Origin of the sequence: Pseudomonas baetica (genome assembly GCF_051216495.1) — a bacterium.
Classification (GTDB): domain Bacteria; phylum Pseudomonadota; class Gammaproteobacteria; order Pseudomonadales; family Pseudomonadaceae; genus Aquipseudomonas; species Aquipseudomonas baetica_B.
The window spans coordinates 24,584-41,630 of sequence record NZ_JBPKAM010000033.1 but is presented as its reverse complement, the minus strand read 5'-3'; the positions used below and the strand labels follow the sequence as shown (position 1 = coordinate 41,630).

Annotated in this window: 14 protein-coding genes; 13 read left to right on the top strand and 1 reads right to left on the bottom strand. The window is 60.5% G+C overall.

All coding sequences use genetic code 11. The features are described 5' to 3' along the window. Window positions 1-211: 211 nt before the first annotated feature. Window positions 212-823 (top strand): trimeric intracellular cation channel family protein, encoded by a 612-nt coding sequence (locus ACSFE6_RS14040; RefSeq protein WP_435428170.1) that lies wholly within the window; start codon window positions 212-214, stop codon window positions 821-823. On the opposite strand, the gene queG is transcribed toward ACSFE6_RS14040, so the two are convergent. Next, window positions 805-1,884, bottom strand: a complete 1,080-nt coding sequence (gene queG / locus ACSFE6_RS14035) for a tRNA epoxyqueuosine(34) reductase QueG (RefSeq protein ID WP_435428169.1) — start codon at window positions 1,882-1,884, stop codon at window positions 805-807. The two genes, ACSFE6_RS14040 and queG, sit on opposite strands and share 19 nt — an antisense overlap. 63 nt (window positions 1,885-1,947) lie before the next feature. Here queG and ACSFE6_RS14030 point away from each other — a divergent pair, with 63 nt between their 5' ends. From ACSFE6_RS14030 to ACSFE6_RS13975, 12 genes are all read left to right on the top strand, one after another. Next, on the top strand, window positions 1,948-3,447 hold the full coding sequence (locus ACSFE6_RS14030; RefSeq protein ID WP_435428168.1) for an NAD(P)H-hydrate dehydratase: 1,500 nt from the start codon (window positions 1,948-1,950) through the stop codon (window positions 3,445-3,447). Then, window positions 3,435-3,905, top strand: coding sequence for a tRNA (adenosine(37)-N6)-threonylcarbamoyltransferase complex ATPase subunit type 1 TsaE (gene tsaE, locus ACSFE6_RS14025; protein WP_433738402.1), 471 nt, complete (start codon window positions 3,435-3,437; stop codon window positions 3,903-3,905). The genes ACSFE6_RS14030 and tsaE overlap by 13 nt, the downstream gene beginning before the upstream one ends. Beyond that, window positions 3,906-5,336 carry an N-acetylmuramoyl-L-alanine amidase gene (locus ACSFE6_RS14020; protein ID WP_435428167.1) on the top strand — a complete coding sequence of 477 codons (1,431 nt, stop codon included), beginning with the start codon at window positions 3,906-3,908 and terminating at the stop codon, window positions 5,334-5,336. It begins immediately after the preceding gene. Window positions 5,337-5,344: 8 nt separating this feature from the next. Further along, window positions 5,345-7,243, top strand: a complete 1,899-nt coding sequence (gene mutL / locus ACSFE6_RS14015; RefSeq protein WP_435428188.1) for a DNA mismatch repair endonuclease MutL — start codon at window positions 5,345-5,347, stop codon at window positions 7,241-7,243. Next, entirely contained in the window at window positions 7,243-8,214 is a 972-nt protein-coding gene (gene miaA / locus ACSFE6_RS14010) for a tRNA (adenosine(37)-N6)-dimethylallyltransferase MiaA (RefSeq protein WP_435428166.1), read from the top strand. Before mutL ends, miaA begins: the two co-directional genes overlap by 1 nt. Before the next feature lie 94 nt (window positions 8,215-8,308). Next, a complete protein-coding gene (gene hfq / locus ACSFE6_RS14005; protein ID WP_007902656.1) occupies window positions 8,309-8,569 on the top strand; it encodes an RNA chaperone Hfq in 261 nt (86 codons plus the stop codon). A gap of 12 nt (window positions 8,570-8,581) precedes the next feature. Continuing rightward, window positions 8,582-9,883, top strand: a complete 1,302-nt coding sequence (gene hflX / locus ACSFE6_RS14000; RefSeq protein ID WP_435428165.1) for a ribosome rescue GTPase HflX — start codon at window positions 8,582-8,584, stop codon at window positions 9,881-9,883. 96 nt (window positions 9,884-9,979) lie between these two features. Beyond that, the gene (hflK, locus tag ACSFE6_RS13995) at window positions 9,980-11,152 is read left to right on the top strand and encodes an FtsH protease activity modulator HflK (RefSeq protein ID WP_435428164.1); all 1,173 of its coding nucleotides are present in this window, start codon (window positions 9,980-9,982) and stop codon (window positions 11,150-11,152) included. Continuing rightward, on the top strand, window positions 11,152-12,021 hold the full coding sequence (gene hflC, locus ACSFE6_RS13990; protein ID WP_435428163.1) for a protease modulator HflC: 870 nt from the start codon (window positions 11,152-11,154) through the stop codon (window positions 12,019-12,021). Before hflK ends, hflC begins: the two co-directional genes overlap by 1 nt. A gap of 312 nt (window positions 12,022-12,333) precedes the next feature. Beyond that, on the top strand, window positions 12,334-13,521 hold the full coding sequence (locus tag ACSFE6_RS13985) for an ATP phosphoribosyltransferase regulatory subunit (RefSeq protein ID WP_435428162.1): 1,188 nt from the start codon (window positions 12,334-12,336) through the stop codon (window positions 13,519-13,521). 54 nt (window positions 13,522-13,575) lie between these two features. Next, entirely contained in the window at window positions 13,576-14,868 is a 1,293-nt protein-coding gene (locus tag ACSFE6_RS13980; protein ID WP_435428161.1) for an adenylosuccinate synthase, read from the top strand. A 151-nt stretch (window positions 14,869-15,019) separates the two neighbouring features. Then, on the top strand, window positions 15,020-16,954 hold the full coding sequence (locus ACSFE6_RS13975) for a methyl-accepting chemotaxis protein (RefSeq protein WP_435428160.1): 1,935 nt from the start codon (window positions 15,020-15,022) through the stop codon (window positions 16,952-16,954). Window positions 16,955-17,047: the final 93 nt, after the last annotated feature.

The following is a 17,047-nucleotide window of genomic DNA, read 5'->3' as shown; positions in this document are numbered from 1 at the left end:
GAGGGCTTTTGTGGCGAGGGAGCTTGCTCCCGCTCGGCTGCGCAGCAGTCGCAAAGTCTGCGCGTGCGGTGTGGCTGAAGAGTGCGGGGGAGCGCTTCGCACTCCAGCGGGAGCAAGCTCCCTCGCCACGGTTTGGTGTTGGATGTTCTGCCCTCTTTTGGTGCCGACGCTAAATGGCTAGACTGCGCGCCCTCTTGCAAGGACCGCCACCATGTTGCTGATGCTTTACCTGATCGCCATCACCGCCGAAGCCATGACCGGAGCGCTGTCGGCGGGTCGTCGCGGTATGGATTGGTTTGGCGTGGTGCTGATCGCGTGTGTCACGGCATTGGGTGGCGGCTCGGTGCGCGATGTGTTGCTCGGGCACTACCCGCTGACATGGGTCAAACACCCGGAGTACCTGGTGCTGACAACCATCGCGGCGATGCTCACGGTGTTCACCGCTCGTTGGATGCGCCATTTGCGCTCGCTGTTCCTTGTGCTGGACGCGGTCGGACTGGTGGCCTTCACCCTGATCGGCTGCATGACCGCCCTGGAAATGGGGCACGGTATGCTCGTAGCGTCGGTCAGTGGTGTGATCACCGGGGTCTTCGGCGGCATCCTGCGCGATATTTTCTGCAACGACATTCCACTGATTTTCCGCCGTGAACTCTACGCTAGCGTCTCGTTCGCGGCGGCGTGGTGCTACATGTTTTGCCTTTGGCTGAACGTACCGGGAGAGCAGGCGATTCTGATCACGCTGTTCGGTGGTTTTTTATTGCGCTTGCTGGCGATCCGTTTTCATTGGGAAATGCCGAAGTTCGTCTACAACGACGAGGCCTGACGGTCGGCATGTTGCTGCAACGCCCATTCGACATGCTCACGCACCATCTCGGATGGACAATCGCGCCGCGCCTTCAATGCCTCCAGCACCGGAATCGTTGACGGCGCATTGCCCAGCCCGACGGCCAGATTGCGCAACCAGCTTTCGTAGCCTGCCCGTCTGAGCGGGGAGCCCTCAGTGCTGCTCAGAAACCTGGCTTCGTCCCACATGAACAGCTCAGCCAGATCGGCGTTGTCCAGGTTGTGCCGTGGTTTGAAGTCGCTTTCGCCGGACGGACGGGCGAAGCGGTTCCATGGGCAGACGATCTGGCAGTCATCGCAGCCGAACACCCGGTTGCCAATCAACGGTCGCAGTTCCTCAGGGATCGAGCCCTTGAGCTCGATGGTCAGGTAAGAGATGCAGCGTCGGGCGTCCAGCACATAGGGGCCGACAAAGGCGTTGGTCGGACAGATGTCCAGGCAGGCGCTGCAACGACCGCAATGTTCGGTGACGTGGGGCGGGTCTACCGGCAGCGGCAAATCAACGAACAGTTCGGCGAGGAAGAAATAACTTCCTGCCTTGCGATTCAAGATCAGGGTGTTTTTGCCGATCCAACCCAGGCCGGCCTGTTCCGCGATGGCTTTTTCCAGCACCGGGGCACTGTCGACAAAGGCGCGATAGCCGAACGGACCGATGTGCGCCTGAATTTTTTCCGCCAGTTGTTGCACGCGCTTGCGGATCAATTTGTGGTAATCGCGGCCCAAGGCATAGCGCGAGACGTAGGCTTTTTCCGGTTGGGCCAGCAATTGCGCCATTTTGGTGTCGCCCGACAGGTAGTCCATGCGCAGCGAAACGACGCGTAAGGTGCCCGGCACCAGCTCTTCCGGGTGTGAGCGTTTGCTGCCATGGGCGCCCATGTAGTCCATTTCGCCGTGGTAGCCGGCGTCGAGCCAGCGCTGCAGGTGCTGCTCATGCTCGGCCAGATCGAGACCGCTGATGCCGACTTGCTGGAAGCCCAACTCGCGGCCCCAGTCCTTGATGGATTGGGCGAGGGCGGGCAGGTCTGTGGTAATAGCGGGCATGAGGCGAGAGAAACCGAAGCTGAGGTGCGTATAATTCTGCCAGACATCGGAGCCCGAAGACGCATGCCGCACACTAAAGATGATTTACCCGACGCGCTGTACAGTGCCGCCCAGGTCCGAGGGCTCGATGCGAGCCTGATTGCGGCTGGCACACCGGGCTTCGAATTGATGCAGCGTGCAGCGCGGGCAACCTGGCGTGCGTTGGTCCGCCAGTGGCCGGCGGCGAGCGAATTGACGGTGGTGGCCGGTCACGGCAATAACGCGGGGGACGGCTATCTGGTGGCGGTGCTGGCCAAGCGCGCCGGGTGGTTGGTACGGGTTCTGGCGGCGGGCGATCCGCAGCAACTGCGCGGTGATGCGGCATCGGCCCATGCCGAGGCCGTGTCCGCATGCGTTTCCATCGAAGCCTGGACTGACAATTCCGAACTACGCGGTCTCGTGCTGGACGCCTTGCTCGGTACCGGTCTCAACGGTGATGTGCGTGAGCCATACGCCAGTGTCATCGCCGCGATTAATACCAGTGGGCTTGCAGTCATCGCGGTGGATATCCCGTCAGGCCTATGTACCGACACCGGTCGTATTCTCGGCTGCGCAGTGCGAGCTGATCTGACGGTCACGTTCATTGGCTTGAAACTGGGCTTGTTCACCGGCCATGCGGCAGACGTGGTGGGCGAACTGGTCTTCAACGACCTGCACGCTGATCCGCAATTGATTGGAGTCGCACCGACCAGTGCCCGTCGCTTGGCACCCGGCAATCTGCCGCGCTTGGCTTCCCGGGTGCCGACGTCTCATAAAGGTACGTTCGGCCATGTACTGCTGATCGGAGGAGATCGCGGTCTGGGTGGCGCGATCCTGCTAAGCGCACAAAGTGCGCTACGTAGCGGTGCCGGAATGGTGTCGCTCGCGACACGTCCGGAGCATGTTCCGGCGGCACTGGCGCGAATCCCGGAAGTCATGGCACTGGGAACGTCGTCGGCCAATCAGCTCATGGGGTTGCTGGAAAAGGTTTCCGTGCTGGTGGTCGGTCCGGGCCTGGGTCAAGGCGCTTGGGGGCGCAGCCTGTTGTCGGTCGCCGCCAACGCGTCGCTGCCGCAAGTTTGGGACGCCGACGCACTGAATCTGTTGGCCGAAGAGCATGTGAATTTGCCAAATGTCAGTGTGATCACTCCGCATCCGGGTGAAGCTGCCCGTTTGTTGGGCGTGAGTACTGCTCAGGTTCAGGCCGATCGTCCGGCGGCGGTCCGTGCGTTGAGCAAAAAATATACAGCAGTTGTGGTGCTCAAGGGCGCAGGTAGCCTGATCTCCAGTCCCGACGGACGGTTGGCGGTGTGTCATCAAGGCCATCCGGCCATGGCCACTGCGGGGTTGGGCGACGTGCTGGCCGGTCTTGTAGGCGCGCTGCTGGCCCAGGGCATGGACGCGTACGATGCGGCCTGTCTGGCGGTCTGGCTGCACGCCAATGCCGGCGAACAACAGGGTAAATTTGGCCGCGGGCTGGCGGCCAGTGATCTGATTCCAGCCATTCGTCAGTTGTTGGAGGAGCAAGCACCGTGTCTGAAGTAACCCTGTACCTGGCTGATGAAGAGGCAATGACGGCGTTTGGCGCCCGCATCGCCCAAACCACAAAAGGGCACGGCCTGATCTTTCTTGAAGGCAACCTGGGAATGGGGAAAACCACACTGTCCCGAGGCATCATCCGGGGGCTGGGGCATGTCGGGGCGGTGAAAAGCCCGACCTTCACCTTGGTCGAACCCTACGAGATTGGCGACATTCGCGCCTTCCATTTCGACTTGTATCGTCTGGTCGACCCGGAGGAGCTGGAATTTCTCGGTATTCGTGACTATTTCGAAGACGACGCCCTTTGCCTGATTGAATGGCCCGATAAAGGTGCAGGCTTTTTGCCAAAGCCCGACCTGACCATTACCATTAGCCCGCAAGGCAGCGGGCGTTCGCTGAAAATTTTATCCCAGGGCTCGCGTGGCGAGTCGTGGTGTGCCGCATTGGCATTGGAATCCAAATAGATGATGGGGTTAGGTATGCGCTTTCGCGCGTTGGTTGCTGCCGTAGGGGTGTTGTTTTTGGCGGTGACCGTCGACGCTGTGGCCGAGACGAAGGTCAACAGCGTTCGCTTGTGGCGGGCGCCGGACAATACACGGCTGGTGTTTGACCTGACCGGTCCCGTGCAGCACAGCGTCTTTACCCTGACAGCCCCGGATCGCCTGGTGATCGACATCAATGGCGCAACCCTGGGTGCACCGTTGAACGTCAATAGCGCCAATACGCCGATCACGGCCATGCGCTCGGCCCAGCGCACGCCGACTGACCTGCGGGTGGTGATCGACCTGAAAAAACCCGTCACCCCGAAAAGCTTCTCCCTGGCCCCCAATGCCCAGTATGGCAACCGGCTGGTGGTCGACCTCTTTGATAATCCGGCAGATGCCGCGCCGCCGCCAGCGCCGACGCCGTCGGTCGCTACTGTTCCGGCCGTGCCGGTCACCCCTGCCGAGCCGGCAATCAAGTTGCCGCCGGCGCCTGCGGGCAAGCGCGACATTATCGTGGTGATCGACGCCGGTCACGGCGGTGAAGACCCGGGTGCTTCCGGCTCCCGCGGCCAGCGCGAGAAAGACGTGGTGCTGCAGATCGCCCGCGAGCTGCAGCGTCAGGTCAATGGCATAAAAGGCTTCCGCGCCGAGCTGACCCGTACTGGCGACTACTTCATTCCGTTGCGCGGCCGTACCGAAATCGCCCGCAAGAAGGGCGCCGACCTGTTCGTCTCGATTCACGCTGACGCCGCGCCCTCAGCCGCCGCTTTCGGTGCTTCGGTGTTCGCCCTGTCTGATCGCGGTGCCACGTCTGAAACCGCCCGTTGGCTGGCGGACAGTGAAAACCGCTCCGACCTGATCGGTGGTGCCGGCAACGTCAGTCTCGACGACAAGGACCGCATGCTCGCCGGCGTGCTGCTCGATCTGTCGATGACGGCGTCCCTGACCTCCAGCCTGAACGTCGGCCAGAAGGTATTGAGCAACATCGGTCGGGTTACGCCGCTGCACAAACAGCGGGTCGAACAAGCCGGGTTCATGGTGCTCAAATCACCGGATATCCCGTCGATCCTGGTGGAAACCGGGTTCATCTCCAACGCCAACGAAGCCTCGAAGCTTGCAGCGACGAGCCACCAGCAGGCGCTGGCGCGCTCCATCAGCAGCGGTGTGCGGCAGTTCTTCCAGCAAAACCCGCCACCGGGCACTTACATTGCCTGGCTGCGCGACTCCGGGAAAATCGCTCAGGGGCCGCGTGACCACCGGGTAAGCCCGGGTGAGACGCTGGCGATGATCGCCGTGCGTTATCAGGTGTCGCCGGCCACGCTGCGCAGTGCCAACAAACTGGCGAGTGACGAGCTGAAAGTCGGTCAACATTTGACCATTCCTGGTACTGAACTGGCGGCCAAGGAATGAACCAGGTGCTGACCAATGCTGCTCGCATCGAGCTGCTCAGCCCACGGCTGGCGAACCAGATTGCCGCCGGTGAGGTGGTCGAGCGCCCGGCTTCGGTAATCAAGGAGCTGCTGGAAAACAGCCTCGACTCCGGTGCCAAGCGTATCGATGTCGATGTAGAGCAGGGCGGCGTCAAGCTGCTGCGGGTGCGCGATGACGGGAGCGGTATTTCTGCCGATGACCTGCCGCTGGCCCTGGCGCGACACGCCACCAGCAAGATCCGTAATCTGGAAGACCTCGAGCAAGTCATGAGCCTGGGCTTTCGCGGTGAGGCGCTGGCGTCGATCAGTTCCGTGGCACGCCTGACCCTGACATCCCGCACCCGCGATGCGGACCAGGCCTGGCAGGTCGAAACCGAAGGTCGCGAAATGGCGGCCCGGGTGCAGCCGGCAGCGCATCCGGTGGGTACCTCTGTCGAAGTTCGCGACCTGTTTTTCAACACGCCGGCCCGACGCAAGTTTCTCAAGACCGAGAAAACCGAATTCGATCATCTGCAGGAAGTGATCAGGCGCCTGGCCCTGGCGCGCTTCGATGTGGCATTCCATTTGCGCCACAACGGCAAGACCATCCTTAGCCTGCACGAGGCCCATGATGATGCGGCCCGTGCCCGGCGTGTATCGGCGATTTGCGGGCCCGGCTTCCTGGAGCAGGCGCTGCCGATCGAAATCGAACGCAATGGCTTGCATTTGTGGGGCTGGGTCGGGTTGCCGACATTCAACCGCAGTCAGGCGGACTTGCAGTATTTCTTCGTCAACGGCCGTGCCGTACGCGACAAGCTGGTAGCCCACGCGGTGCGCCAGGCTTATCGCGATGTGCTGTTCAATGGCCGGCACCCGACCTTCGTGCTGTTTTTCGAAGTCGACCCGGCGGGCGTAGACGTCAACGTGCACCCGACCAAGCACGAAGTACGGTTCCGTGACGGGCGCATGGTCCACGATTTTCTATATGGGACCTTGCACCGCGCCTTGGGTGACGTGCGGCCGGAAGATCAACTGGCTGCACCGGTCGCGACTGCCATTGTGCGGCCCACAGGTCTAGAGGCGGGTGAGTTCGGACCCCAGGGTGAAATGAGTCTGGCAGCCAATGCGCTGCTGGAGCAGCCTCAAGCGCAACCATCCTTCAACACGCCGTCGAGCTCCGGTTCTGGCGGGGGTTATCAGTATCAGTACACCCCGCGTCCGCAATCCGCGGTTCCCGCCGCTGAAGCCCAGGCTGCCTATCGCGAATTCTTTGCGCCGCTGCCCGAAGCCAATGCGACGGCATTGCCAGCCGGGCAGGGCGATATTCCGCCGCTGGGTTATGCGCTGGCGCAGCTCAAAGGTATCTACATTCTTTCGGAGAACGCCCAGGGCCTGGTGCTGGTGGACATGCACGCCGCTCACGAGCGGATCATGTATGAGCGTCTGAAAGTTGCCATGGCCAGCGAAGGTCTGAGCGGTCAGCCGCTGTTGGTGCCGGAGTCCCTGGCGGTCAGCCAGCGTGAAGCCGATTGCGCCGAAGAACATGTCGCCTGGTTCCAGCGCCTGGGCTTTGAATTGCAACGTCTTGGCCCGGAAACCCTGGCCATCCGGCAGATCCCGGCACTGCTCAAGCAGGCTGAAGCCAATCGACTGGTCAGCGATGTATTGGCCGACCTGATGGAGTACGGCACCAGTGACCGGATTCAGGCGCACCTGAACGAACTGCTCGGAACCATGGCCTGCCATGGCGCAGTTCGAGCGAATCGGCGCCTGGCAATACCGGAAATGAACGGTCTGCTGCGCGACATGGAAAACACCGAGCGCAGCGGTCAATGCAACCATGGCCGACCGACCTGGACCCAGCTGGGCCTGGACGATCTGGACAAACTGTTCTTGCGCGGTCGTTGATGAGCCAGCACCCCCCTGCGATTTTCCTGATGGGCCCGACCGCCGCCGGCAAGACCGACCTGGCCATCGAACTCACCAAGGTTCTGCCCTGCGAACTGATCAGCGTCGATTCGGCGCTGGTCTACCGAGGCATGGACATTGGCACCGCCAAGCCTTCGAAAGAGCTTCTGGCGCAGTTTCCGCACCGACTGATCGACATTCTCGACCCGGCCGAGAGTTATTCGGCCGCGGACTTTCGCCGTGACGCCCTTGAAGCCATGGCCGATATCACCGCGCGCGGAAAAATTCCGCTGCTGGTCGGCGGCACGATGCTCTACTACAAGGCTTTGCTCGAAGGTCTGGCCGACATGCCGGCCGCCGATCCGGACGTGCGCGCGCAGATCGAAGAAGAAGCCGCACGCCTCGGCTGGCAAGCCCTGCACGAACAATTGGCGGTGATCGATCCGGTGTCTGCCGCGCGCATTCACCCGAACGATCCGCAGCGTCTCAGTCGAGCACTGGAAGTTTATCGTGTCAGCGGTCAAAGCATGACTGCCCTTCGCTTGCAACAATCTGTGCAAAGTACTGAAGCAGCGGCTTCGGGACGGCAACAATTGCCCTATACTGTCGCGAACTTGGCGATTGCCCCGGCAAATCGCCAGGTACTGCACGAGCGAATTAAACAAAGATTCACTTTAATGTTGGAACAGGGATTCATCGACGAGGTCGTAGCCCTGCGTAAGCGAAGTGACCTGCATGCCGGGTTGCCGTCTATACGTGCAGTAGGCTACCGACAAGTCTGGGATTACCTGGATGGCAAGCTGACGTCAGCCGAGATGCAGGAGCGTGGAATCATCGCCACGCGCCAGTTGGCAAAGCGTCAGTTCACCTGGCTACGCAGTTGGGCTGATTTACACTGGCTGGACAGCCTCGATTGCGACAATCTGCCACGCGCCTTGAAATACCTGGGGACCATCTCCATATTGAGCTGAGTCCTTGCAATTGCCGTCTATCCTTGGGGGTGTGACGGTCACAAGCCATTTGTTTACCTATTTTTTATATTGAATCCTTAAAGGAGTGCGGCACATGTCAAAAGGGCATTCGCTACAAGACCCTTACTTGAATACTTTACGTAAAGAGAAAGTTGGGGTGTCCATCTATCTGGTCAACGGTATCAAACTGCAAGGCACGATCGAGTCGTTCGACCAATTCGTTATCCTGCTGAAAAACACCGTCAGCCAAATGGTCTACAAACACGCTATCTCTACAGTAGTGCCGGTTCGTCCAATTCGTCTGCCTAGCGCAACCGAATCCGAAGCAGGTGATGCTGAGCCAGGTAACGCCTGATAGGAGTCTCCTTTGTTCTTTGAGCGCCACGGTGGTGGTGAGCGAGCCATTCTCGTTCACTTGGATGGTCAGGACCCTGAGGCGCGCGAAGATCCGCAGGAGTTTCAGGAGTTGGCAACGTCGGCTGGCGCCGAGACCGCCGCGTTTTTCAACGTGCCGCGTAATCGGCCAACCGCCAAATACCTGATAGGCAGCGGCAAGGTCGAGGAACTGCGCGACCTGGTCAAAGCCGAACAGGCAGATCTGGTAATTTTCAATCACATCCTCACGCCCAGTCAGGAGCGTAACCTCGAACGTGTCTTCGAGTGTCGCGTGATCGACCGCACGGGTTTGATTCTCGATATCTTTGCCCAACGCGCCCGCACCCATGAGGGCAAGCTCCAGGTCGAACTGGCTCAGCTTGAGCATATGAGTACACGACTGGTTCGTGGCTGGACTCACCTTGAGCGGCAGAAGGGGGGTATCGGTCTGCGCGGTCCGGGTGAAACCCAACTGGAAACCGACCGGCGTCTGTTACGGATTCGTCTGCGGCAGATCAAGGGGCGCCTGGAAAAGGTTCGCAGCCAGCGTGAGCAATCGCGTCGTGGTCGTAAACGGGCGGACATTCCGACGGTTTCACTGGTGGGGTATACCAACGCCGGCAAATCGACGCTGTTCAACTCGGTGACCGAATCCGACGTGTTCGCTGCCGACCAGTTGTTCGCCACTCTTGACCCGACCCTGCGTCGACTCGAACTCGATGACCTCGGACCAATCGTGCTGGCAGACACCGTGGGCTTCATTCGCCACTTGCCACACAAGCTGGTCGAAGCATTTCGGGCTACGCTCGAAGAGTCGAGTAACTCCGACCTGCTGCTGCACGTGATCGACTCCCATGAGCCCGAACGCATGGCCCAGATCGAACAGGTCATGGTGGTGCTCGGCGAGATCGGGGCGCAGGACTTGCCGATCCTCGAGGTATACAACAAACTCGATTTGCTCGAGGGCGTTGAGCCGCAGATCCAGCGTGATGCCGATGGCAAGCCGCAGCGGGTCTGGTTGTCGGCCAAGGACGGTACAGGTCTGGACCTGCTCAAGCAGGCCGTGGCCGAGTTACTGGGCGATGATTTGTTTGTTGGCACCTTGCGCTTGCCGCAACGTTTTGCTCGACTGCGTGCGCAGTTTTTCGAGCTCGGTGCGGTACAAAAAGAAGAACATGACGAAGAAGGCCTCTGCTTGCTGGCTGTTCGTTTGCCACGGGCCGAATTGAATCGGCTGGTGAGTCGCGAAGGTTTGCAGCCGCTGGATTTCATCGAGCAACACACTTTGCAATAAAAGCCTGAGAAAGCGGTTGTGTCGTGGTGACAGGCATTCTGTAGCATTGGTCGGCGCGCCGTGGGTGCGTCTTTGCTTTATCAGATGGAGAGCGCTATGGCTTGGAATGAGCCGGGTGGCAACTCGAATAATCAGGATCCTTGGGGTGGCAAGCGCCGTAACAACGGCGATCGCAAGGGACCGCCAGATCTCGACGAGGCCTTCCGAAAGCTGCAGGAAAGCCTGAACGGGTTGTTCGGTGGTGGAAAGAAACGGGGTGATGACGGCGGTGGGCCGGGCAAGAGTGGCGGCTTCGGCGGCCTGCTCGGCATTGGCTTGGTTGTGCTGGCGGCCGTGTGGCTGTACAGCGCGGTTTATGTAGTGGATGAGCAGGAGCAGGCCGTGGTGCTGCGCTTCGGCAAGTACTACGAAACCGTCGGTCCGGGCCTGAACATCTATTTCCCGCCGATCGACAAGAAGTACATGGAAAACGTCACGCGTGAGCGTGCGTACACCAAGCAGGGTCAGATGCTGACTGAAGACGAAAACATTGTCGAAGTGCCGCTGACCGTGCAATACAAGATCAGCAACCTGCAGGACTTCGTGCTGAGCGTCGATCAGCCGGAAATCAGCCTGCAGCACGCGACCGACAGCGCCTTGCGCCATGTGGTGGGTTCCACCGCGATGGACCAGGTATTGACTGAAGGCCGTGAATTGATGGCCAGCGAAATCAAGGAGCGTCTGCAGCGCTTCATGGATACCTATCGCACCGGTATCACCGTGACCCAGGTCAACGTGCAGAGCGCAGCGGCACCGCGTGAAGTGCAGGAAGCCTTCGATGACGTGATCCGTGCCCGTGAAGACGAACAGCGTTCGCGCAACCAGGCTGAGACCTATGCCAACGGCGTCGTGCCGGAAGCCCGTGGTCAGGCCCAGCGCATTCTCGAAGATGCCAATGGTTACCGTGACGAAACCGTCTCACGCGCCAAGGGTGAGGCTGATCGCTTCACAAAACTGGTCGCCGAGTATCGCAAGGCCCCTGAAGTTACTCGCCAGCGTCTGTACCTGGACACCATGCAGGAAGTCTTCAGCAGCACTAGCAAGGTTCTCGTGACCGGCAACAAGAATGGCCAGAGCAACCTGTTGTACCTGCCTTTGGACAAGATGGTTGAAAGTGGTCGCAGCACCAGCACTCAGGTGACCAGTGCGGCAGCCACCAGCAATGAAGCGAATGCACGTGCGGCTTCTGATCTACAGCAACAGCAAGCACGTACCAGGGAGAGTCGCTGATGAGCAATAAATCGCTGATCGCCCTTATTGTCGGCGTCGTCGTGGCGATCGCTGCCTGGAACTGCTTCTACATCGTGGCTCAGACCGAGCGCGCGGTGTTGCTGCAGTTCGGTCGCGTGGTCCAGACCGATGTTCAGCCTGGCCTGCATGTGAAGGTGCCTTACGTTAACCAGGTGCGTAAGTTTGACGCACGCCTGATGACGCTGGATGCGCCGACACAACGCTTCCTGACGCTGGAAAAGAAAGCCGTGATGGTCGATGCCTATGCCAAGTGGCGCGTGAAGGACGCAGAGCGTTACTACACCGCGACTTCCGGCCTCAAGCAGATTGCCGACGAACGTCTTTCCCGTCGCCTGGAGTCGGGCCTGCGTGACCAGTTCGGTAAACGCACCCTGCACGAAGTGGTATCGGGTGAGCGTGATGCGCTGATGGCGGATATCACGGCTTCGTTGAACAAGATGGCTGAAAAAGAGCTGGGCATCGAAGTAGTCGATGTTCGGGTCAAGACCATCGACCTGCCGAAGGAAGTGAACCGCAGCGTGTTCGAGCGGATGAGCACCGAGCGTGAGCGTGAAGCTCGCGAGCACCGCGCCAAGGGTAACGAGCTGGCAGAAGGCATCCGTGCCGATGCCGATCGTCAACGCCGCGTGCTGCTGGCTGAAGCCTATCGTGAATCCGAAGAGATTCGCGGTGACGGCGATGCCCAGGCTGCTGCGATCTACTCCAAGGCCTACGGTCAGGATCAGGAGTTCTACGCGTTCTACCGTAGCCTGCGTGCCTACCGTGAAAGCTTCGCGAACAAATCCGACGTCATGGTCCTCGACCCAAGCAGTGACTTCTTCCATTACCTGGAAAAAGCCAAGCCTTGATACGACGTTGACCTGAATCATCCCGCCGGGCGGCTAATACCTCTGGCGGGGTGATCCTTTGGGAAAACGTGTGTATGATGCGGCAGCCGGGAAATTCCCGGCTTTTTTGCGTCTGCACGTTTGATTGCTGTTTTTGTGCAGCTGCACGGGCTGAATGGCCCGACAGGTTTTATGAGGGAAGTGCTTGGCGAAGCCCATTTCAGGCTTTTCGCTTCGTCGCTCATGCGCGTGGTTTGTGCTGGACCGAGCATTTTCTGCTTCACTCAAGGCTCGCCCAAAGGCTTGCCGCCCGGATCATAGGGGAATGGCGTAATGGCAACGGTAGACCGCTGGCTGCTGCCAGATGGCATCGAAGAAGTACTGCCACCGGAAGCGGCGCGCATAGAAGTCGCGCGTCGTCAGGTGTTGGATCTGTTCCAGAGCTGGGGTTACGAGTTTGTCGTGACTCCCCATATCGAGTACCTGGAATCCCTGCTGACCGGCGCGGGCCAGGACCTGGATCTGCGTACATTCAAGGTCATCGACCCGCAGTCGGGCCGGCAGATGGGGTTCCGGGCTGACATCACGCCGCAAGTGGCTCGCATCGATGCGCACACCCTGCGTCGCGAAGGTCCGAATCGTCTGTGCTATGCCGGTAGCGTATTGCATGCCCAGCCACGCGCCCTGTCGTCCTCGCGCAGCCCGATCCAATTGGGTGCCGAGTTGTACGGCGATGCCAGTCCGAGCAGTGACGTCGAAGTCATCAGCCTGATGCTGGCCATGCTGCAACTGGCCGATGTGCCGGACGTGCACATGGACCTGGGGCATGTGGGTATCTACCGCGGCCTTGCCCGCGCCGCCGGTTTGTCCGGTGAAGTTGAACAGCAGTTGTTCGATGCATTGCAACGTAAAGCCATCGATGAGGTCATTACCTTGACCGAAGGCTTGCCGGCCGATCTGTCGGCCATGTTGCGGGCGTTGGTCGATCTGTGTGGCGGTCGCGAAGTGCTGCAGGCCGCCCGTGAACGCCTGGCCAAGGCCCCGGCCCCGGTTCTGGCGGCACTGGACGATCTGCTGGCGATTGCCGAGCGCCTGTCTGCGCGTTTCCCGGACCTGCCACTGTATTTCGACCTGGGCGAATTGCGCGGTTACCACTACCACACCGGTGTGGTGTTCGCCGTCTTCGTACCGGGTGTAGGCCAGTCCATTGCCCAGGGCGGTCGTTATGACGACATCGGCGCCGACTTTGGTCGTGCTCGCCCGGCAACCGGTTTCTCTACCGATTTGAAAACCCTGGTGACCCTGGGGCGTGCTGAGATCGAGCTACCGTCTGGCGGTATCTGGATGCCTGACAGTACGGATGCGGCACTCTGGCAGCAGGTTTGCCAGTTGCGCAGTGAGGGTCAGCGTGTCGTTCAGGCCTTGCCTGGACAACCTTTGGCCGCCGCCCGTGAAGCGGACTGCGACCGGCAATTGATTCTGCAGAACGGGCTTTGGCAAGTATCGCCACTGGCTTCTTGAGTTTTCCTGCCGGCCACCGCCGGCACCAAGTTTGCGCGAATGAGGACAAGTGTTATGGGTAAGAATGTCGTAGTCCTGGGCACCCAATGGGGTGATGAGGGCAAAGGCAAGATCGTTGATCTGCTGACCGAACATGCTGCCGCCGTAGTGCGCTACCAGGGCGGCCACAACGCTGGCCACACCCTGGTGATCGACGGCGAAAAAACCGTCTTGCACCTGATCCCGTCGGGCGTGCTGCGCGAAGGCGTGCAGTGCCTGATCGGCAACGGCGTGGTGGTAGCACCTGACGCCCTGCTGCGGGAAATCAACAAGCTGGAAGAGAAAGGCGTGCCGGTGCGTGAGCGTCTGCGTATCAGCCCTTCCTGCCCGCTGATCCTGTCCTATCACGTTGCGCTGGACCAGGCTCGTGAAAAGGCGCGTGGCGAGCTGAAGATCGGTACTACCGGTCGCGGCATCGGCCCTGCTTACGAGGACAAGGTTGCGCGTCGCGGTCTGCGCATCGGCGACCTGTTCCATCGCGAGCGTTTCGCCGCCAAGCTGGGCGAGTTGCTGGACTACCACAACTTCGTACTGGTCAATTACTACAAAGAGCCTGCAATCGACTTCCAGAAGACCCTGGACGAGTGCATGGAGTACGCCGAGCTGCTCAAGCCGATGATGCTCGATGTCACCGCCGAGCTGCACCAGCTGCGTCGTGCTGGCAAGGACATCATGTTCGAGGGCGCCCAGGGTTCCCTGCTGGACATCGACCACGGTACCTATCCGTACGTCACCAGCTCCAACACCACCGCGGGCGGCATCGCCACCGGTTCCGGTGTGGGGCCGATGTTCCTGGACTACATCCTCGGTATCACCAAGGCCTACACCACTCGTGTCGGTTCGGGTCCGTTCCCGACTGAACTGTTCGACGACGTTGGCGCGTTCCTGGCCAAGCGTGGTCACGAGTTCGGTGCTACCACGGGTCGTGCTCGTCGTTGCGGCTGGTTCGACGCCGTCATCCTGCGTCGCGCCATCGACGTCAACAGCATCTCGGGCCTGTGCCTGACCAAGCTGGACGTACTGGACGGCCTGGAAACCATCAACATCTGTGTTGGCTACAAGAACGCCGATGGCGCGGTTATCGATGCACCTACCGACGCCGACAGCTACATCGGCCTCGAGCCAGTGTACGAGCAGATGCCAGGCTGGAAAGAGTCCACCCTGGGTGCCAAGACCCTGGAAGAGCTGCCACAGGCTGCACGCAACTACATCAAGCGCGTTGAAGAGTTGGTCGGTGCGCCGATCGACATTATTTCGACGGGCCCGGATCGCAACGAAACCATCGTTCTGCGTCACCCGTTCGCTTAATAAGTCGTTGATGTAAAACACAAAGGCCCCTTCATCGGGGCCTTTGTCGTTTTTGCCTGTTGGACGGCATGACCTTTGCACCGAACATTAGAAAAAAGCATAGCTTCTGGCGTGCTATCAATTTAATGGCGCCAAAGCAGGGGGATCTCCAGTGTCAGCCGTTCTCTCACTGTTACAAAGCCGTCTCTTGCGGCCTGTATTCGTTACTCTCGGTATCGCCCTTTTGGTGCAGGTGCTGGTGGCTGTCGCTCTGACCCGGAGCACGGTGACCGCGCTTGAGGCTGATCTGGGCATTCGCCTGGGAGCTGACAGTCAGAAGCTTTCCAGCGAGCTTGAGCAGGCAGGACGAGAAGTTACGTCGAGTCTCGACAGCCTCTCCACCAGCACGCGTCAGCGCCTTACGGCCGGTTTGTCCTCGCGACTGAAGGAAGAGCAGGCGCAATTACGCGCGACCCTGGAAAAGGATCTGAAGGACTCCGCCAACGATATGGCGCAGCTTCTGGCTTCGGTCGCACCACGCGCCATGTGGGACAGTGACGTCCCGACGCTCTCGGAATTTGCCCGTCGGGCACAGCGTAATCCCAATGTGTTGTTCGTGGTCTACGACGACGCGACAGGTCAGCACCTGACGCGCTATCTCAACCGGGAAAACCCGATCAACAAGGCGTTGCTGGAGAAAGGGCAGGGCGAGCGAGCGCTGGACAAAGTGCTGGACGCAGCGAAGAACGACCCTTCGGTCTACTACCTGGAAGCCTCGATCAATCCCAATGGCGTGGAAATCGGCAAGGTCTTGATGGGCATCTCGACGGCCTCGGTGGAAACCGACCTGGCGGCCCTCGACAAGCGCTTCTCGGCCCTGATCGCCAGCAGTGATCAGTTGGTAGGTGACAGTCTCAAGGGCGCGGCGGCAGACAGCGCGACAGCCATGCGGGCGCGTTTGCAGTCGGCGCAGTCCACGGCGTCTGAAATGAAAGCCAATACCACCGGAACGGTGCAGGAAGCGGCGGCCACCTTGCGCTGGCGCATCGGCATGGGACTGGCGGTGGTGGGTGCCGGTGTTCTGCTGCTGCTCGCCGTGGTGCTGGGGCGTCGGGTGGTCAATCGCTTGAAGATGTTGATTGGTGCCATGGATGACCTGGCGGCCGGCGAAGGCGATCTGACCAAGCGCGTGCAGATCAATAGCAAGGATGAAATTGGCGATATGGCCTCGGCGGTCAATCGCTTTGTGGATAAGTTGCAGCCGATCGTGCGCGAGGCAGGCGATGTGGCCCAGCGCACCGGCGTGGAAATCGGTGCCATGACCCTGCGCAATGCCGGGGCAGACGCGGCTGCGGGCATGCAGCGCGACGAGGTGGCCGAGAGCCTGCGTGCGTTGTCGCAAATGGCGGACGAGGCCCAGTCCGAGAGCCAGGCGATGCAGGCGGCATTGAAGCAGGTGGTGGATATTCGTCAGGCCACCGACGAAAACACTCGAACTTCGGCGAAGGTCGGCAGCCTGATTGAGGCGCTGGCCGGGCAGGTCGATACCGGTGCGCAAGTGATCGAGCGGCTGGCGCAACAAAGCGAACAGATTGAAGTGGTGTTGACGGTCATTCATGGAATCGCCGAGCAAACCAACCTGCTGGCGTTGAACGCAGCTATCGAAGCGGCGCGAGCGGGCGAGACCGGGCGCGGGTTTGCCGTAGTGGCCGATGAAGTGCGGGCGCTGGCGAGCAAGACCCAAAGCTCCACTGGCGATATTCAGGCGCACATCGTGGCACTGCAGCAAGGCGCACGTGAGGCGGTGGCGGCGATCGGGCAGGCGGGGCGTCAGGCGAGCGAAGGTTTGTTGGTGCTGCGTGACAGTGCGCGGTTACAGCAATCGGTGCAGGCATCGGTGGAGCAGGTGCATGCGGCGATTGGTCTGGCGACTCAAGCCGCAGCGCATCAGGCACAGGGTGCTCAGGCCGTGCGTGGTCGCGTGGAAACCATTCATGCGCAGGCCGAGAAGGCGGCTCAGGCGGTGGTAGAGACGACGGCCAGCGGCAAGGTGCTGGATGGTCTGGCGGCGCAGTTGAAGGCGAGCCTGGGGCAGTTCAGGGCCTAAGATTTTCTTTGATTGAGCGGGCCTCTTCGCGAGCGGGCTCGCTCCCACATTGGAATGCGTTCTCCTGTGGGAGCGAGCCTGCTCGCGAATGCT

Excerpts from the sequence above, each read along its gene's own strand:
- queG (WP_435428169.1), bottom strand. The coding sequence starts at position 1,884 with ATGCCCGCTATTACCACAGACCTGCCCGCCCTCGCCCAATCCATCAAG.
- hfq (WP_007902656.1), top strand. The coding sequence starts at position 8,309 with ATGTCAAAAGGGCATTCGCTACAAGACCCTTACTTGAATACTTTACGT.
- ACSFE6_RS14030 (WP_435428168.1), top strand. The coding sequence starts at position 1,948 with ATGCCGCACACTAAAGATGATTTACCCGACGCGCTGTACAGTGCCGCC.
- hflK (WP_435428164.1), top strand. The coding sequence starts at position 9,980 with ATGGCTTGGAATGAGCCGGGTGGCAACTCGAATAATCAGGATCCTTGG.
- ACSFE6_RS14040 (WP_435428170.1), top strand. The coding sequence starts at position 212 with ATGTTGCTGATGCTTTACCTGATCGCCATCACCGCCGAAGCCATGACC.
- miaA (WP_435428166.1), top strand. The coding sequence starts at position 7,243 with ATGAGCCAGCACCCCCCTGCGATTTTCCTGATGGGCCCGACCGCCGCC.
- ACSFE6_RS14020 (WP_435428167.1), top strand. The coding sequence starts at position 3,906 with ATGATGGGGTTAGGTATGCGCTTTCGCGCGTTGGTTGCTGCCGTAGGG.
- ACSFE6_RS13985 (WP_435428162.1), top strand. The coding sequence starts at position 12,334 with ATGGCAACGGTAGACCGCTGGCTGCTGCCAGATGGCATCGAAGAAGTA.
- ACSFE6_RS13980 (WP_435428161.1), top strand. The coding sequence starts at position 13,576 with ATGGGTAAGAATGTCGTAGTCCTGGGCACCCAATGGGGTGATGAGGGC.
- hflC (WP_435428163.1), top strand. The coding sequence starts at position 11,152 with ATGAGCAATAAATCGCTGATCGCCCTTATTGTCGGCGTCGTCGTGGCG.